Origin of the sequence: Algorimicrobium echini, from assembly GCF_900115185.1 — a bacterium.
In the GTDB taxonomy this organism is placed as follows: Bacteria; Bacteroidota; Bacteroidia; order Flavobacteriales; family Flavobacteriaceae; genus Algorimicrobium; species Algorimicrobium echini.
In genome coordinates, this window is record NZ_FOVN01000005.1 from 161,622 (window position 1) to 177,940 (window position 16,319).

At 33.1% G+C, this 16,319-nt stretch carries 16 protein-coding genes and 1 tRNA gene; 7 read left to right on the plus strand and 10 right to left on the minus strand.

Features of this window, described 5'->3' with window-relative positions:
• Positions 1 to 42 precede the first annotated feature (42 nt).
• The gene (locus BM239_RS12075) at positions 43 to 2,229 is read right to left on the minus strand and encodes a glutamine synthetase III family protein (protein WP_092209136.1); all 2,187 of its coding nucleotides are present in this window, start codon (positions 2,227 to 2,229) and stop codon (positions 43 to 45) included.
• A gap of 119 nt (positions 2,230 to 2,348) precedes the next feature.
• Entirely contained in the window at positions 2,349 to 3,308 is a 960-nt protein-coding gene (locus tag BM239_RS12080) for a calcium/sodium antiporter (protein ID WP_092208960.1), read from the minus strand.
• A gap of 165 nt (positions 3,309 to 3,473) precedes the next feature.
• Here BM239_RS12080 and BM239_RS12085 point away from each other — a divergent pair, with 165 nt between their 5' ends.
• Positions 3,474 to 3,833, plus strand: coding sequence for a BlaI/MecI/CopY family transcriptional regulator (locus BM239_RS12085; RefSeq protein ID WP_092208962.1), 360 nt, complete (start codon positions 3,474 to 3,476; stop codon positions 3,831 to 3,833).
• Between the two features lie 2 nt (positions 3,834 to 3,835).
• Complete coding sequence (locus BM239_RS12090) at positions 3,836 to 5,674, plus strand: M56 family metallopeptidase (protein WP_092208964.1); 1,839 nt, start codon at positions 3,836 to 3,838, stop codon at positions 5,672 to 5,674.
• 72 nt (positions 5,675 to 5,746) lie between these two features.
• Here BM239_RS12090 and BM239_RS12095 read toward each other — a convergent pair whose 3' ends face one another.
• Positions 5,747 to 7,711, minus strand: coding sequence for an endonuclease (locus BM239_RS12095; protein WP_092208966.1), 1,965 nt, complete (start codon positions 7,709 to 7,711; stop codon positions 5,747 to 5,749).
• Between the two features lie 108 nt (positions 7,712 to 7,819).
• Between BM239_RS12095 and BM239_RS12100 the strand changes: the two genes are divergently transcribed.
• Complete coding sequence (locus BM239_RS12100) at positions 7,820 to 7,972, plus strand: SsrA-binding protein (RefSeq protein WP_092208968.1); 153 nt, start codon at positions 7,820 to 7,822, stop codon at positions 7,970 to 7,972.
• Between the two features lie 56 nt (positions 7,973 to 8,028).
• A tRNA-Arg gene (locus BM239_RS12105) sits at positions 8,029 to 8,102 on the plus strand.
• A 294-nt stretch (positions 8,103 to 8,396) separates the two neighbouring features.
• On the opposite strand, the gene BM239_RS12110 is transcribed toward BM239_RS12105, so the two are convergent.
• The 7 genes from BM239_RS12110 to BM239_RS12140 form a co-directional block, all read right to left on the minus strand.
• Positions 8,397 to 8,825, minus strand: coding sequence for an organic hydroperoxide resistance protein (locus BM239_RS12110; protein WP_092208970.1), 429 nt, complete (start codon positions 8,823 to 8,825; stop codon positions 8,397 to 8,399).
• 167 nt (positions 8,826 to 8,992) lie between these two features.
• A complete protein-coding gene (locus tag BM239_RS12115) occupies positions 8,993 to 9,268 on the minus strand; it encodes an ATP-dependent Clp protease adaptor ClpS (RefSeq protein WP_092209138.1) in 276 nt (91 codons plus the stop codon).
• Positions 9,269 to 9,311: 43 nt separating this feature from the next.
• Positions 9,312 to 10,151, minus strand: coding sequence for a 50S ribosomal protein L11 methyltransferase (gene prmA / locus BM239_RS12120; RefSeq protein ID WP_092208972.1), 840 nt, complete (start codon positions 10,149 to 10,151; stop codon positions 9,312 to 9,314).
• A 12-nt stretch (positions 10,152 to 10,163) separates the two neighbouring features.
• Complete coding sequence (tpiA, locus tag BM239_RS12125) at positions 10,164 to 10,913, minus strand: triose-phosphate isomerase (protein ID WP_092208974.1); 750 nt, start codon at positions 10,911 to 10,913, stop codon at positions 10,164 to 10,166.
• A gap of 129 nt (positions 10,914 to 11,042) precedes the next feature.
• Complete coding sequence (locus BM239_RS12130; RefSeq protein ID WP_092208976.1) at positions 11,043 to 12,119, minus strand: ABC transporter permease; 1,077 nt, start codon at positions 12,117 to 12,119, stop codon at positions 11,043 to 11,045.
• A 35-nt stretch (positions 12,120 to 12,154) separates the two neighbouring features.
• Complete coding sequence (locus BM239_RS12135; protein WP_092208978.1) at positions 12,155 to 13,252, minus strand: BT_3928 family protein; 1,098 nt, start codon at positions 13,250 to 13,252, stop codon at positions 12,155 to 12,157.
• A gap of 28 nt (positions 13,253 to 13,280) precedes the next feature.
• The gene (locus BM239_RS12140; protein ID WP_092208980.1) at positions 13,281 to 13,826 is read right to left on the minus strand and encodes a DUF1599 domain-containing protein; all 546 of its coding nucleotides are present in this window, start codon (positions 13,824 to 13,826) and stop codon (positions 13,281 to 13,283) included.
• Between the two features lie 171 nt (positions 13,827 to 13,997).
• Here BM239_RS12140 and folP point away from each other — a divergent pair, with 171 nt between their 5' ends.
• Genes folP through BM239_RS12155 form a run of 3 tightly spaced genes read left to right on the plus strand, consistent with a single transcriptional unit; the run spans position 13,998 to position 16,311 of the window.
• Positions 13,998 to 14,819 (plus strand): dihydropteroate synthase, encoded by an 822-nt coding sequence (folP, locus tag BM239_RS12145; RefSeq protein WP_092208982.1) that lies wholly within the window; start codon positions 13,998 to 14,000, stop codon positions 14,817 to 14,819.
• Between the two features lie 6 nt (positions 14,820 to 14,825).
• Complete coding sequence (locus BM239_RS12150; RefSeq protein ID WP_092208984.1) at positions 14,826 to 15,491, plus strand: hypothetical protein; 666 nt, start codon at positions 14,826 to 14,828, stop codon at positions 15,489 to 15,491.
• A gap of 34 nt (positions 15,492 to 15,525) precedes the next feature.
• Positions 15,526 to 16,311, plus strand: a complete 786-nt coding sequence (locus BM239_RS12155) for a diadenylate cyclase (RefSeq protein WP_092208986.1) — start codon at positions 15,526 to 15,528, stop codon at positions 16,309 to 16,311.
• Positions 16,312 to 16,319 lie beyond the last annotated feature (8 nt).

A 16,319-nucleotide genomic window follows, 5' to 3' on the forward strand; every position in this document is an offset into this window, starting at 1 on the left:
TACATAAGTAGAGCGTTTACAATAAGTTATAATATTAATTTACTATTTAGTAAATAATAATTCTCGGTATTTTGTCAATGGCCAAAGCTCATCATCTACCAATAATTCAAGCTTATCACAATGATATCTAATATCATCAAAAAACGGCTTTACTTTATTGCAATAGGCATCGGCTTTTTTATCAATCTCACCAATTTTGTTGGCTATTTTACGTTCATTAATCATCAACGTAACATTTGAATTAATAGACGCAATGTGTTCAGAAATATCTTCAATTAAATTCAATTGTTCTTGTCCAAATTTCTTGAAATCGTCGCCATATATCTCTTTTAAGCCTTTAACATTCTTAATCAATATATTTTGATATCTCACAGCAACTGGCACTACATGGTTCCTAGCAATATCCCCAATAACACGACCTTCAATTTGGATACGCATTACGTAATCTTCCATTTCAATTTCATAGCGCGCTTCAGATTCTACGCGATTCATAACACCCAAATCTTCAAAAAGCTTAATTGCTTTTTCAGAAATTTTAGCTTTTAATGCTTCTGGAGTTGTTTTGTTGTTACTTAGACCACGTCTTTTAGCCTCTTTTTCCCAAGCTTCTCCATATCCATTTCCTTCAAACAAGATGTTTTGAGAATGCTTGATATACTCACGCAACACATTAAAAATAGCTTCATCTTTTTTAAGACTCTCTTTCTCAATTAAGGCATCCACTTCAGCTTTAAAGTCAATTAACTGTCTTGCCATAATTGTATTTAAAACTGTCATTGGATTTGCACAGTTAGCTTTAGAACCAACTGCTCTAAATTCAAATTTATTCCCTGTAAAGGCGAAAGGTGATGTTCTATTTCTATCTGTATTATCTAATAAAATTTCTGGAATTTTACCAACTACATTCAGCTTTAAGTCGGTTTTTTCTTCTGGAGACAATTTACCGTTTGTTACATTTTGCAACTCGTTGAGTACATTTGTTAATTGCTCACCTATAAACACTGATACGATAGCCGGAGGAGCTTCATTGGCTCCCAAACGGTGATCGTTACTCGCAGAGGCAATAGCTGCGCGAATTATTTCTTCATGATCGTTTACCGCTTTGATAGCATTGATAAAAAAGGTTAAAAACTGTAAATTACTCATTGGTGTCTTTCCAGGTCCAAAAAGATTGACTCCAGTATCCGTGGTTAAACTCCAGTTATTATGTTTCCCAGAACCATTAACACCTTTATAAGGTTTTTCATGAAATAACACCTTAAAATGATGACGCTCACCTACCTTATGCATTAAATCCATTAATAAAGAGTTATGGTCTACGGCTAAATTGGCTTCATCGTAAACTGGCGCCAACTCAAACTGATTTGGAGCAACCTCATTATGTCGTGTTTTAACAGGAATTCCCAATAACATACATTCCGTTTCTAAATCGCGCATAAACTGCATAGCACGCGTTGGGATGGTTCCAAAATAGTGATCGTCTAGTTGCTGACCTTTAGCTGGCGAGTGACCAAGCATTGTGCGACCAGTTAATACAATATCAGGTCTTGAGGCTGCCAAAGCGCTATCTACCAAAAAGTATTCCTGCTCCCAACCTAGCGAAGCGTTTACCTTCTTTACATTTTTATCAAAATACTTACACACATCTACAGCAGCCGTATCTACAGCCTGTAAAGCACGCAATAATGGCGTTTTATAATCTAATGCTTCTCCCGTATAAGCAACAAAAACAGTTGGAATACAAAGCGTAGTACCATAAATAAATGCAGGCGATGTTGGATCCCATGCGGTATAACCACGAGCTTCAAACGTATTTCTAATACCTCCATTTGGAAAACTAGAAGCGTCTGGTTCTTGTTGTACTAATTGTCCACCTCCAAATTTTTCAATAGCACGACCATTCCCTATGGGCTCAAAAAAAGCATCATGCTTTTCAGCTGTTGTACCTGTTAAGGGTTGAAACCAATGTGTATAATGCGTGGCACCTTTAGAAATAGCCCATTCTTTCATACCTGTTGAAATATGATCAGCTACATAACGACTTATTTTAGATCCGTTTTGCATGGCGTCCATAACACTAACAAATGCTTCTTTTGTTAAGTATTGACGCATCGTGTCTTCATTAAAAACGTTTGATCCAAAAATTTCGGAACGACGTTCATTCTCTTCAATTTTAATAGGCTTACGATTCAACGTTTCCTTAATGGCATAAAATCTTAATGTGGACATAATTTGTTTTTTAATAATTTCCATACAAAAGTACACTTTTTTTTAAAAAACAAACAAACACCCCTCTTTTTTTTAGGGGTAACCATTAAAAAAATTAAAATAAAATAAAATGAACCCTATTAAAAGCTACCTGAAAAAGCCATATACACAAAAATAATGTAAGACCCTAAAAGCAAAGCACCTTTATAACGCCCTAAAGAAAATCGTTTTGGTAGAAATGCTAAAGGGATTAAAACAGCTGCAAACCCTAGCATCCAAAAAACATCTTGACTTAAAATATTTGGATTATTAACAGGTATGGGATGAATCATTGCTGTTAGACCTAAAACAGAAGCAATATTGAAAATATTAGATCCTATTAAATTCCCTAAAGATATGGCTTTTTCTTTTTTCAAGGCTGCGATTACAGATGCTGCCAACTCTGGAACACTTGTTCCAATAGCTACCATAGTAACAGAAATAACGCGCTCACTAACACCCATGCTCGTTGCCATATCTTTAGCGCCCACTACCAGCCATTCACTCCCAAAGTATAAGGCTGCTGCACCTATAAGCAACCAGATAATTACCTTAAAATTTGATGTTGTTTGCAATGCATCATCTACCTCCTCTATATCGAGTTCCTTATTACTCGCTTTTTTAGAACGGCTTATTAAAATATACAGAAAAACAATTAAAGAAATCATTAAAGCCAAACCCTCTTTAAAATCCAGCACTAAACCGCTTTGTAGCATAAAATACAGTGCTACAGATAGCAACATCATCATTGGCCAATTCATTTTATAAAAATCCTTGTCAATTGTTAAAGGTGATATAAAGGCCGTAATTCCCAAAACGAGTCCAATATTTGCTATGTTTGAACCAATGACATTTCCTAAAGCAATGTCTGGCGACCCATCTAAAGCCGCTTGCAGACTAACTAGCAATTCAGGAGCAGATGTTGCAAAAGATACTACCGTCATTCCTATTACCAATTTAGAAATATTAAATTTAAAGGAAAGCGCCACAGAAGACCGAACTAAGAACTCACCTCCTACCACTAATAAAACCAAACCTAATAGCATCCAAACTATACTCATTTTCAATTAAATTTTAACAGTTTTCTATCACTGATATATTACAATGCGAAGATACTATTTCCTATGATTTTATTACTAAAACTAAAAAATTCGTTAATTAACTATATATTAAGTTGTATAACTATAAAAATAGTTATACATTTGACTATCATTAAATAAATTATAATGCAAAAACTAACAAATAAAGAGGAAGAAATTATGCATATTTTATGGACGCTAAAAAAGGCTTTTGTAAAAGATGTATTAGCCAAAATTAAAACAGATAAACCTCATTACAACACCTTATCTACAATTATCAGAAACCTTGAAGACAAAGGATATGTAGGCTATAAAGCATATGGAAAAACACATGAATATTTTCCATTGGTTACTAAAGAAAGTTATAAGAAAAAATTTATGTCAACAGCTATTGACAACTATTTTAATAGCTCTTATAAAAACGTAGTTTCATTTTTTGCTAAAGAAGAAAAAATAAGTGTAGACGAACTTAAAGAAATTATAGCCCTAATAGAAAACAACCAATAATTATGGATTACTTCTTAAAAGCGTCTGCCATACTAACCATCTTCTATTTGGGATATAAATGGTTTTTACAGCTTGAAACATTTTTTAACGGAAATCGTTGGTTTTTATTAAGCGGACAGCTTATTGCTCTACTGCTTCCATTGGTGGTTATTCCAATTTATGTGAAGGTAGAACCACAATCTTTTAATGCCTTAATGTTTTCCAAGACTGCTATTTCACAACAAATTACCGCGAATAGTTTTAACCTAAAAACCTTATTGCTTGGTCTTTATAGTTTGGGTGTTTTATTTTTTACAGGTAAATTCATAGTTAATTTGCTATCGCTAATCAGGGTAATAAAACATAGACATTCGAAAAAAATAGCTGGTATTTATTATATAGAAACAAAGGATGCCGTTGCCCCTTTTTCTTTTTTTAATAGAATTGTTTTTAATCCAAATATTTATAAACCCTATGAATTACAACTAATACTAAATCATGAACGAGTTCATGTAAAGCAACACCATTCTTTAGATATCCTCATATCAGAGCTTACCTGTATTATTTTATGGTTTAATCCATTAGTTTGGTATTACAAAAAAGCTCTCCAGCAAAATCTAGAGTTTATTGCAGACCACCAAACACAATTACAATCTGATTGCAAAAAAAGCTATCAACGTCTGTTATTAAAGACAAGTATTCCAACAAATCAATTGGAGATGGCAAATAATTTTTATAATTCATTAATCAAAAAACGAATCGTTATGCTACACACATCAAAATCAAAAACTTTACAAGCTTGGAAATATGCTTTTGTTATTCCTGTATTAGCTTTATTTTTAATGAGTTTCAACACTAAAGAAGTTTATATTTCAACAACTTCGTTTGAAACCAATAATTCATTCCAACGCTTTACGGTTACGGAAACATCCACTCCATCAGAACTCGCGACAATTGAAACCTACTTTTCTAATAAAAACGTGAAGTTGAAGTTTAGCGATATTTCTAGAAACACCGATAATACCATTCGAGAAATAACCATTAAAACAAAACATAATCAAGGTACCAAATTCACCAAACGAGTTACTGTTAAAAATGATAATCAGGAAACTATAAAACCGTTTTCATTGATGCTTACAGAAAACGAGCAAGATATTATGTTCCAATTTTCTGACGATGAAACAACACTTGTCAGTAAAGATCGTATCATGTTTGGAAAAACAGCTACAACACAAATAGGAAACAAAAAAACTATTAGTGACGAGGATGGATTAGGAAATGATCCGCTGTATATTATAAATGGAGAACACTACAAAAAAAGCAATCTGAAACATCAAAATTATACCATTTCGGAACACATAACGATTATTAATAAAAACGAGGGATTAGAACGATATGGTGAAGCAGGAAAAGACGGTGTTATTATTTTTGAAGGAGAAACCTTTTTTGATTCACAGGACTCCAAACCTGTTAATAAAAATCCATCTACAACAGAAAGCAGAGCTCTGATTCTACTGAATGGAAAAGAAATTACACCTGAAAAAATGAACCAAATTGACCCAAACACCATAATTAAAACAGATGTAATAAACGATAAAAGTCTACTAGAAAAATATGGTAAAAAAGGCCAAGATGGTGTGATTATTATTTCGACAGGAGAAACAAACACGAAACTTATGGATATTCCTGAAACGACATTAATCCTTATTAACGGAGTAGAATCTACAAGGAGAGACTTGCAAGCCATTGATCCAAGTAATATTGAAAATGTGAATGTTTTAAAACCAGAAATTGCCAAATCGTTATACAACGAAAAAGGTAAAAATGGTGCTATAATCGTGACAACCAAGATTCGGAAATAGGCCACTAATTTAGTTCATAAAAAAAACCCAAACAGTGCTGTTTGGGTTTTTTAGGTTTTAATTTTTTTATAATTAATTAACCATAATTTTTTTAATAGTCGTTCTATCCTCTGAAGTTATTTGCATTAGAAACATACCACTTGAAAGGTTTAAATCTATGGTTGCGTTATCAACGGCTTTTGTAAATAGTGCTCTTCCGTCCATAGAATAAACAGTTATATTGGCTGATTTTTTTAACCCTTTAATATAAACCCGTCCTGTAGTTGGATTTGGATACACTGAAACAGTATCTAACGAATTTTCATCAATACTTAAGGGTTGTACCCATGTTTCTCCAATGTTATCACCCCAAATATATTCAATTAATTCAGGTTGATCTATAAACGGGTTTCTGTTGTATTGCCATGTATAAATGACATTATTTCTGTTCATTTCAAAATCATCTGGCGGATCATTTCTGTGCCATTCTAATAGCGTTTGTAAGTCGCCAAACTGTCCAACATTGCCATCTGGATAACCATTAACAATATCTAGACCGTTATAACGTACAGCTAGATAAAAAACACCTCGTGCTACATCACCTTTAAAACCGCCTAACGTACCAACTGGGCCAGTATACTCTCCATAAAACTGATTGTTTCTACTACTGTTTTCAGGACCATCTACAGCTCTTAAAGCATGAGCATCAGAATTTCCATGTCGCAGTGAATCCGCTTTCGTGGTCCAGAAAATATCTTTTCCATCTGCAATTTCATCTTCTTCAATACTGTAATAACCAGCACGAGAACGTGGAAAGGTATGTTCCCTATTCCACTTACCATTACTATCGGAAGTTAATTGAAAATCCAATTTTGCACGACCTTGCTCTAAATATACCAGCCAAACTTCGTTACTATTTTCTGGATTTTGATCGGCTTCTTTTAAAATATCAATCACATCGGCATAAGTTTGCGCTCTTACTACTGAAGGATCGGCAATTATATCCTGCAAAGCTTGCTTTAAATTTGCATCAGACAAACCATCTAAACTATTATAATAACCGCTAGGTTGAGTACTTGTTACATTGCCAAAAGTAGAATTTAAAGGCGTTCCAAAACTGGCAACGGTAAAATCATCATCAATGGCTCGAAGTTTTATAAAGTTATTAAACGGAATATAAGGTGAAGGCAAGTTGACAAATTTAATAACTGGTTCTTCATCTCCTTCATCTTCTGTATCATTAACTAGCGTAATAGAGGTTGAAACAGAATTTTGTCCGTTTGGAATGGTAACAGTCGTGCTTCCTGTATAGTCCATAGTATTAAATCCTGCATTTGATAATGAAAATGAGAAAGTAGCGTCTGAATCCACGTTTGTTTGCGAAGTAAATGTTATGAGTATGGTTTCGCCTTCCTGATACTGTTCCGCATCTGTAGATATAGCAATGCTATTAAAAACTATTCCGCTACCATCATTTAAGGCACGTGGTGTTGGTGTAGTAGACGTATACGTACCATCATTATTCCGCTGAATAGAATTGGTATTATTTCCTGGGCCTTCATTAATTTGCTCAATACTGGCAAAATTTGGATCAGCACTAAAAATAGCTATCATGTCCTCATCATCTGAATCCGAGGTATCATAAATTAATACATCAATAAGGTTATCAATGGTTGCAACAGTTTCTTCGGGAAAATCAAAATCACTTCCTTGATAAATAGCCACAGCATCTGCACCATTTTGAATAGTATTTGCAGCAATTAATAATTGAGGAAAAGGTGTAACCGTATCGCTTCCTATTAATAATAAACCATTTTCATCTGTGGTATAACCATCTAAATCAATAGTAAAGTAGCTAGAGTTACCACCAGAATTGGAACCATTAAAAAACACCACCACATAACCATCTAGATTAAAATTAGGCACGTCTGATTTAATTTCTAAAAATTCCTGGTCATCAATACCTGGCGTATCACAATCCAACTCATTAATTACAATCTGGCTAAAGGATTGAAAGCCAATAAAAAATAGTAAAATAAATAGTAAATTATATTTCATAAAAAGGGGTTTTTGCAAATGTAAGGAACTACTTTAGGAATTATTATTTTATAGATTATTAAATTCTTAAATTTAACATCTTAACTAAAAATCATTTTCAGTTAATTTATGAAAAAACAATTTTTTAAATTTTTAGCTAAAGTAAACAAAGTATTGTTACCAAGTTTTACAAAACAAGGCTTGGACTTGAGTAAAGCGAGTAAAATTCAAATGGCCATTTTTGGCTGGAAATTATATGTAACAAAAAATGCTTTAGATTAATTGTCATTTTATTTGGCATATATTAGAAAAACAAATATATTTGCACCCACAAAAACGGCCTCGTGGCGCAACTGAATAGCGCACTTGATTACGGCTCAAGAGGTTACTGGTTTGAATCCAGTCGAGGTCACGAATAAATTACTTAAATAAGAAAAAAACGCCAAGCTAGCTTGAGCGTTTTTTTTGTTTTTTATGGATTTCCAGAGCGTAGCTTTAGGAATGTTAAGTAATTGAAAAAAAATCAATTTGCATTGTAAACAACTAAAAACTGTAGCCTTACACGTGTTCTAGAGGCAGAGGCTTTTTAATCAATTGCATTCAGGAAAAATTACTGCGTTATGTAAACACAGGTGTTTAGTTGTGGACTTGGTTACAAAAAAACTCACCATTTGGTAAGTTTTTTTATTTATATTTTTATTGATAGCTATTCATCTAACAATAGGTTCAAGTTTACGGTAATATTATCGCGAGTTGCTTTACTAAAAGGGCAAACTTCATGTGCTTTCTCGACCAAATCCTCACCTGTTTCAAGATCTACACCTGGAATATAACAATCCAAAGTCGCCTCTAAGAAAAATCCGTCATCATCTTTACAAAATCCTATTATAGCTGTAACGCTTAATTCTTCTTCATCTATTTTAATACCTTCGCTATTAGCAACAGACTGAATAGCACCACCAAAACATGCTGCATATGCGGCACCAAATAATTGTTCTGGGTTGGCACCATCTCCTCCATCTCCTCCCATGGATTTTGGTACTGATAAATTGAAATCTACTGGACTGTTGTCAGATTTGACATATCCCTTTCTTCCGCCCACTGCTTGGGTAGTTGCTTCATATAATGTTTTCATTATTACTATTTTTTAAGTTTTCCTTTTAAATATACTACCATTATGGTTGTTGGTAAAAGGATTAATCATAAAATTCTCATAAAATACCAACGCTTATATGATTGTTAAACAAAAAAAAAAAGCAAACTCTAATTTAGAATTTGCTTTTTCAAAACATCTCTTTTTAATTAATTTATTTCTGCACTTAAGCCAGCTTCCAGAAGCATGGAACATCTGGGCTCAAGATCTTTATAGGATCCCGTTTTAACCGTGCACTGTCCTTTATAATGTACTAATATGGAGCACTGTTCAGCTTGTTCTGGAGTATGATCACAGGCATAAATTAAGGTATTTATAACATGATCAAAGGTGTTTACATCATCATTATAAAGAATTATTTCGTTTTCTTTTAAAACATCTTCTTTAAGTAAAACGTCTTCTAAAGTTTGTTCTTTGGTACTCATACTATTAAAATTTAGCGTTTTTGAAATGACTTTCAATTAGCCTTTATTCTTTTTCAAATTTTAGGGCAACCCAATCGTTCCGTTGTAATGTATCAACGAGTTTTAAGTTGTATTTATTGCAAAGCTCTTCAATTACAGGAATATCGTCGAAATAAAATCCACTTAAAAATAATAAACCTTTTGGATTTAAACAAGTTGTATATTGTGGAATATCTTGGAGTAGGATATTTCTATTAATATTAGCTATAATAATATCGTAATTTTTATTGGTTAATAAACTAACATCTCCTTCGTAAACTGAAATATGATGGCAGTTATTTCTTTCTACATTCTCCACACTATTTAAGTAGCACCAATTATCAATATCAATAGCATCTAATTTTTTGGCACCTTTCATTTCAGCCAAAATAGCCAACACACCAGTCCCACAACCCATATCTAATACGGTTTTATCGATAAAATCATTTTTAAGTATGTGTTGAATCATCATATGAGTGGTTTCATGATGTCCTGTTCCAAAACTCATTTTGGGTTCTATAATAATATCATACTTGGTCTGGAATTTTTCATGAAAAGGTGCTCGAACAGCACAAACATCATCAACTATTATTGGATTGAAGTTTCGTTCCCATTCAGCATTCCAATTTACCTGCTCTATTTCGTTGAATTCATAGGTAATTTTAAATTCATTAGATGCTAAAATTTGAATATCCGTTAAAATATCTTTGTTCCAGTCCGTCTTCTGGATATAGGCTGTTACACCTGATTCCGTTTCTACAAAACTCTCAAATCCGGCATATCCTAATTCGGCTATTAAAATTTCAACCGCTGGCTGTAACGGTGTTACCGTAAAATCGTAACCAATATAAATTGTATTTGACATATTTTTTAAAACTTAAAACGCATTTACTATTGCCATAAAATCTTCAGCTTTCAGTGCTGCTCCTCCTATTAATCCGCCATCCACGTCTGGCTTGGAGAATATTTCTCTGGCATTATTTGGTTTCACACTTCCGCCATATAATATAGAAACAGAGTCGGCTAGATTTTGGCCATATTTATTGGCCAATGTTTCTCTTATAAACGCATGCATATCTTGAGCTTGCTCCGGACTAGCCGTTTCTCCGGTTCCAATAGCCCAAACTGGTTCATAGGCTAAAATAAGGCTATTAAATGCGTCAGAATTTAAATGAAATAACGCCTTTTTAATTTGATTCTCTACAACCATTTCATGATTATTAGACTTTCTATCAGCCAGTTCTTCACCAAAACAAAAAATAACACGCATGTTATTTTTTAAGGCTGTATTTACTTTTTGAGCTAGTAAATCATCTGTTTCATTAAAATATGCACGACGTTCACTATGTCCTAAAATAACGGTTTGAATGCCAACACTTTTTAACATACCTGCGCTTATCTCTCCAGTATAAGCACCACTTTCAGCAAAATGCATATTTTGTGCAACAACCTCAATATCCGAATGTCTTAAAGCCTCAAATGCATGCCAAAGATTTGTAAATGCTGGCGCAATCATCATATCTGCATCAGATATTTTTACATGTTTTTTTAATTCCGTTATTAATGATTCTGTCATAGCCAAATCATTATTCATTTTCCAGTTTCCAGCAACTATTTGCTTTCTCATAAGCCCAACTTAACCTTCTTAAAGAGAAGGAACTTTTATTTAGAGTTAAAATTTAAATTTGATTATCTATAACATATTCACTTACCTAGAATTAAGATTGTGAATTCATGATTGCAATGTGAAGACTATCTACTGAAGACTAACCTTCGGATCCAACCAGGTATAAATAATATCGACAAAAATATTGATTATTATAAAGATAACCGCAATTATCAATACAGATCCCATAATAACAGGTAAATCTAGCGTGTTTAATGCATTTACAATTTCTTTACCAAGACCATTCCATCCAAAAATATACTCTACAAAAACAGCTCCTGCTAACATAGAAGCAAACCAACCAGAAATAGCTGTCACTACCGGATTTAAAGCATTTTTAACCGCATGCTTTCGTATAATTTGAAATTCACTTAAGCCTTTTGCTCTTGCTGTGCGAATAAAGTCTTGATTATAGATTTCTAATAATGAATTCCGCATGAGCTGAATAACAACCGCTAACGGCCGAATACCCAAAACAAGTGCTGGAAGTATTAAATTTTTCCATTGAATGTGCATAGCTTGACCATAATCATCCAGTTCATACAAACTACCCGTCATTTCCAAATTGGTATATTCATGAAGCACAAAACCAAAAAACCAAGCAAACAAAATAGCACTAAAAAATGACGGCACACTCATACCTACTGTACTCACAATTTGAATGCCTTTATCCAACCACGTATTTTTATAAATAGCTGACACAACCCCTAAAATTAAACCAATAAATAAGGCAATAGTTATTGCTGACACAGCCAATACAGCAGTATTTGGCAAGGTTTCGCTAATAACTTCAGAAACACGTTTTCCTTGTTTTGTAAAAGATTCTCGTAAATATGGAAGTTTTAAAACGGTAGTTATATTACCAATAGAAAACAACGTGGTTGCGGAATACTTCCCAGCTCGTAAATAGGTGTAATCTGTTTCATTTTTAGAATGAAATGATATGGGTAATAAATCGTTTAAATAATAAAAATATTGGGTTGTTTTAGGTTTATCAAAACCATATTTCTGTCGGACAGCTTCAACCTGCTCCGCTGTTTGATTTTGACCTAACATCATTTTAGCAGGATCGCCAGGCAATACATTAAATAACAAAAATATTACCGTTACCACTCCAAAAAGGGTTAGTAATGCATAGGTAATTTTATGTAACAAATAGCTTATCAGAAGTAAATATCTTTATTTTTAAAATTAATTAACGCTTAAAGCTTGATAGCTTCCACATCATTCCAATGGACTTTTTGAACAACGGTTCCTTTCTCTAGTTTCACAATTCCAGGACTTGCTCTAACCACAGTTTTTAATGCTTTTTCATCGCATAAATAAAAATCAAAGTTAAGTTTATGCTTTGCTTTAAAGCGTGCTTTCTCTTCTCCACCAGATGCAGACAGACCAATTACTGTGTATCCTTTTTTAAGAGCCTCATCAGAAAAAGTTTTTAATTTTGCTACACCATCTGGTTCTGCAGTTGCCAAATTATACATGATTATCATGATAAGCTTATCTTTTTCCAAAAAATATGTTGTCAGATCCTCGTCTTCAGTTTCTATTGAAAAATCGACAACAGGTGGTTCATAACCAGGATCAATTACTTTAGACTCTACACCTACATATTCACCATCAACAGTAGGATAGCTACCGTCTGTAACAAATATTTGTTCCGCTCCATCAACCTTAAAAGTCCATGTAAATTCCTGAACAGGTTTAGGAGCATCATCTGGAACAGTCATCCCTTCTTGAATATTGGCACCAACCTTATACGCACGGAAGTCTATTGCAGGTAAATGCATTAAAACGTAATATGCAAAGGACAAAGATGCTAGAAAACTTAATAACGCAATTGCGGTTGTAATAACAGGTCTGCCAAAAAGTGGTTTTATATGTTTAATTCCAGCTACTAGAATTAAAATAAAAAATAACAATATAATATCTTTTGTAAAACTCTCCCATGGTGTTAATTTTAATGCATCACCAAAACACCCACAGTCTTTAACTTTATCAAAATAGGCTGAATAAAATGTTAAAAAGGTAAAGAAAACAATCATAGCCAATAAGCTGTAAACTGTAAATTTAGACTTATAGCCAATAAGCAGAAAAACGCCTAAAACTACTTCAAAAACAACCACTAAAATGGATATTATTAAAGCATAAGGCTCCAAAAAAGGAATGTTTAAAACATCTGCACTAAAATATTCTTGTAGTTTATAAGAAAAGCCTAACGGATCGTTTAACTTAATAAATCCAGATATAATAAAAAGGACTCCAACAAATATGCGACTAACTGCTACAATGTATTTCATAATTTTTCTTTCTAAAATCTAAATATAGTTATTGATTGGCTACTTCTAAATGAATTAATGCAAAAACGGCATAATTAATCATATCCTGATAATTGGCATCAATACCTTCGCTTACCAATGTTTTACCTTGGTTGTTTTCAATTTGCTTTACGCGTAATAATTTTTGAAGAATTAAATCGGTTAAACTACTCACCCGCATATCACGCCAGGCCTCACCGTAATCATGATTTTTATTCATCATGAGTTCTTTGGTAATACCAACATGTTCTGTATATAGTTTTACGGCTTCTTCTGTATTTAAGTCCGGCTGCTCAACAACACCTTTTTCTATTTGAATCAACGCCATAACGCAGTAATTAATAATACCAATAAACTCACTTACTTCACCTTCATCTACTTTTTGAACGGCATTTTGTTGCAAACCGCGAATTCGTTGCGCTTTAATAAAAATTTGATCTGTTAAAGATGGCAGACGTAAAATACGCCATGCGCTGCCATAATCGGACATTTTTTTCTCGAAAAGGTTTCTGCAAACAGCAATTACAGCATCATATTCTTGTGAGGTATCTGGCATGAGTTTCGTTGAATTTTGTGTAAATTTCGCTTAAATTGTTTAAAGTTCAAAGTTGAATACTGATTGTTTTTATTTTGATATAAATTACCAACTATTTTACTTTGAATATCTTAATTTTGTTTGCTTGTGTGAAGATAATACTTTCAAAAGAATAAACTAGATTGCCAAATTATGACCATTAACTGTAAAGGAAACCTAATTGATTTATCAACCCCAAAAGTAATGGGAATATTGAATCTGACACCAGATTCCTTTTTTGATGGTGGAAAATATAAAAATATAAGCGATGTCCTTTTCCAAGTAGAAACCATGTTACACGAAGGCGCCACCTTTATTGATGTTGGTGCCTATAGTTCTAAGCCAAATGCTAGTTTTGTTAGTGAAACGGAAGAACTCAATCGAATTATTCCCATTATACAAGGCATTACTGATAAGTTCCCTGATATTTTACTATCTGTAGACACCTTTAGAAGTCAAGTAGCCCAACAGAGTATTTTAGCTGGAGCAGCTTTAGTAAACGATATTTCGGCTGGAAAATTAGACACTAATATGCTGAGTATGGTTGGCAAATTGAAAGTGCCATATGTTATGATGCATATGCGAGGTACACCACAAACAATGCAAACCTTAACCGAATACGAGTTGCTTTTAAAAGACATCATATTTTATTTTTCCGAAAGGCTATCTGAAGCAAAAAAACACCAGATATCAGATATTATTATTGATCCTGGTTTTGGTTTTGCAAAAACACGCGAACAAAATTTTAAACTATTAAAACATTTAGAACATTTTAAGATGCTTGAAAAAACACTTCTAATTGGTGTTTCAAGAAAATCAATGATTTACAACACCTTACAGGTTACAGCCAAAGATGCTCTAAACGGCACAACCGTTTTAAATACAATAGCCTTACAAAAAGGTGCCAACATTCTACGGGTTCATGATGTAAAAGAAGCCATGGAATGCATTCACTTAACACTTGAAATGACATAATTCCCTATGAAATATTTTAAATTTTTAATACCATTACTTGTTGTTGCCTGTAACAGCGAAAAAGTTATACTATTACCAGAAGTACAACAAGTCAACACGCACGAGGTTTTAGATATATCACCAGCCTATTTGTTTTACGATTCTACTGCTGTAAATAGCATTGAACTAAACAGAAAAAATTTAATCATTTCAACCAACTGGCTGGTAAATGTAGACAGGCGTTTAACACTAAAACATGTTATACCTAAAATACAGTTTCTACAAAATAAAAAGCGTGGTGCTGAAATGCATAAAAATGAAGATGCCAAAAATTATTACAGCTGTAACGACACACGCATTAAAAATTTAGGATTTATAGACTTTACGGATGTAAATTACTTCACGAAAGATTCTGTTGAAGCCACTCAAAAAGCTTTGAACAAAATGAAAACTAACCGTTTTAATATTAAAGTTGAAACTTTAAATCGCATTAAATTCTCACACTCGGAAGAGTTTAAAAATCTAAACCAACTCATTTCTGAACTACAAACGGATTCAACACTTAAATCGGAACCTTTGGTCCTCCACCTAGCAGAATCCTTAACATTTCAAGATTATATGAGTATAAAATCTGCATTAATTTCTCTAATTTCTGAAGGAATACAAGTTCACAACAACGAATTTATTTATTAAACTGAAATTATTACATTTACAAAAACACACGCCTTTGGAAATTTTTGACGACCTATTAAAATTCACAGTTATAGATATCATAGATGTGGTTCTTGTAGCAGCACTACTCTACTACGTTTACAAATTGGTAAAGGGCACCGTTGCTATCAATATTTTTATTGGCATTGTTATTATTTATCTTATTTATCTAGTTACTGAAACCTTACAAATGAAAATGTTGAGTAAGATTTTAGGAGGGTTTATGAGTGTAGGCTTAATTGCTTTAATTGTTGTTTTTCAACAAGAAATCCGAAAATTTCTACTGATGGTTGGTTCCACTAATTTTAGTAAGCGCGGGAAGTTTTTCAAACAGTTTAAATTTTTGAAAACAGAAACCGAAAACGAAACAGATGTGGATGTTATTATTTCTGCCTGTAATAAAATGAGTGCTTCTAAAACAGGTGCGTTAATTGTTTTAGAACATAATAATAATCTAGATTTTTTAACCACAACTGGCGACGCCATGAACATTACGGTAACACAGCCAATTATTGAAAGTATTTTTTTTAAAAATAGTCCGCTGCACGACGGTGCCATTATTATTTCCAATAACATTGTAAAGGCAACACGTGTTATTTTACCTGTAAACAATGACAAAAACTTACCCAGTCGTTTTGGACTACGCCATAGAGCTGCTGTAGGAATTACTGAAAAAACAGATGCTTTAGCGCTTGCTGTTAGCGAAGAAACAGGACAAATTGCCTATTTTAAGGATGGCGAATTTGTTATGTTTAATGATACCGTTGAATTGGCAGAAATGATTAAAAAAGATCTAACCTAATCAATTAT

Bases quoted from the DNA above. Each gene is read 5' to 3' on its own strand.
- BM239_RS12075 (WP_092209136.1), bottom strand. From the start codon at position 2,229: ATGTCCACATTAAGATTTTATGCCATTAAGGAAACGTTGAATCGTAAG.
- BM239_RS12080 (WP_092208960.1), bottom strand. From the start codon at position 3,308: ATGAGTATAGTTTGGATGCTATTAGGTTTGGTTTTATTAGTGGTAGGA.
- BM239_RS12085 (WP_092208962.1), top strand. From the start codon at position 3,474: ATGCAAAAACTAACAAATAAAGAGGAAGAAATTATGCATATTTTATGG.
- BM239_RS12090 (WP_092208964.1), top strand. From the start codon at position 3,836: ATGGATTACTTCTTAAAAGCGTCTGCCATACTAACCATCTTCTATTTG.
- BM239_RS12095 (WP_092208966.1), bottom strand. From the start codon at position 7,711: ATGAAATATAATTTACTATTTATTTTACTATTTTTTATTGGCTTTCAA.
- BM239_RS12100 (WP_092208968.1), top strand. From the start codon at position 7,820: ATGAAAAAACAATTTTTTAAATTTTTAGCTAAAGTAAACAAAGTATTG.
- BM239_RS12110 (WP_092208970.1), bottom strand. From the start codon at position 8,825: ATGAAAACATTATATGAAGCAACTACCCAAGCAGTGGGCGGAAGAAAG.
- BM239_RS12115 (WP_092209138.1), bottom strand. From the start codon at position 9,268: ATGAGTACCAAAGAACAAACTTTAGAAGACGTTTTACTTAAAGAAGAT.
- prmA (WP_092208972.1), bottom strand. From the start codon at position 10,151: ATGTCAAATACAATTTATATTGGTTACGATTTTACGGTAACACCGTTA.
- tpiA (WP_092208974.1), bottom strand. From the start codon at position 10,913: ATGAGAAAGCAAATAGTTGCTGGAAACTGGAAAATGAATAATGATTTG.
- BM239_RS12135 (WP_092208978.1), bottom strand. From the start codon at position 13,252: ATGAAATACATTGTAGCAGTTAGTCGCATATTTGTTGGAGTCCTTTTT.
- BM239_RS12140 (WP_092208980.1), bottom strand. From the start codon at position 13,826: ATGCCAGATACCTCACAAGAATATGATGCTGTAATTGCTGTTTGCAGA.
- folP (WP_092208982.1), top strand. From the start codon at position 13,998: ATGACCATTAACTGTAAAGGAAACCTAATTGATTTATCAACCCCAAAA.
- BM239_RS12150 (WP_092208984.1), top strand. From the start codon at position 14,826: ATGAAATATTTTAAATTTTTAATACCATTACTTGTTGTTGCCTGTAAC.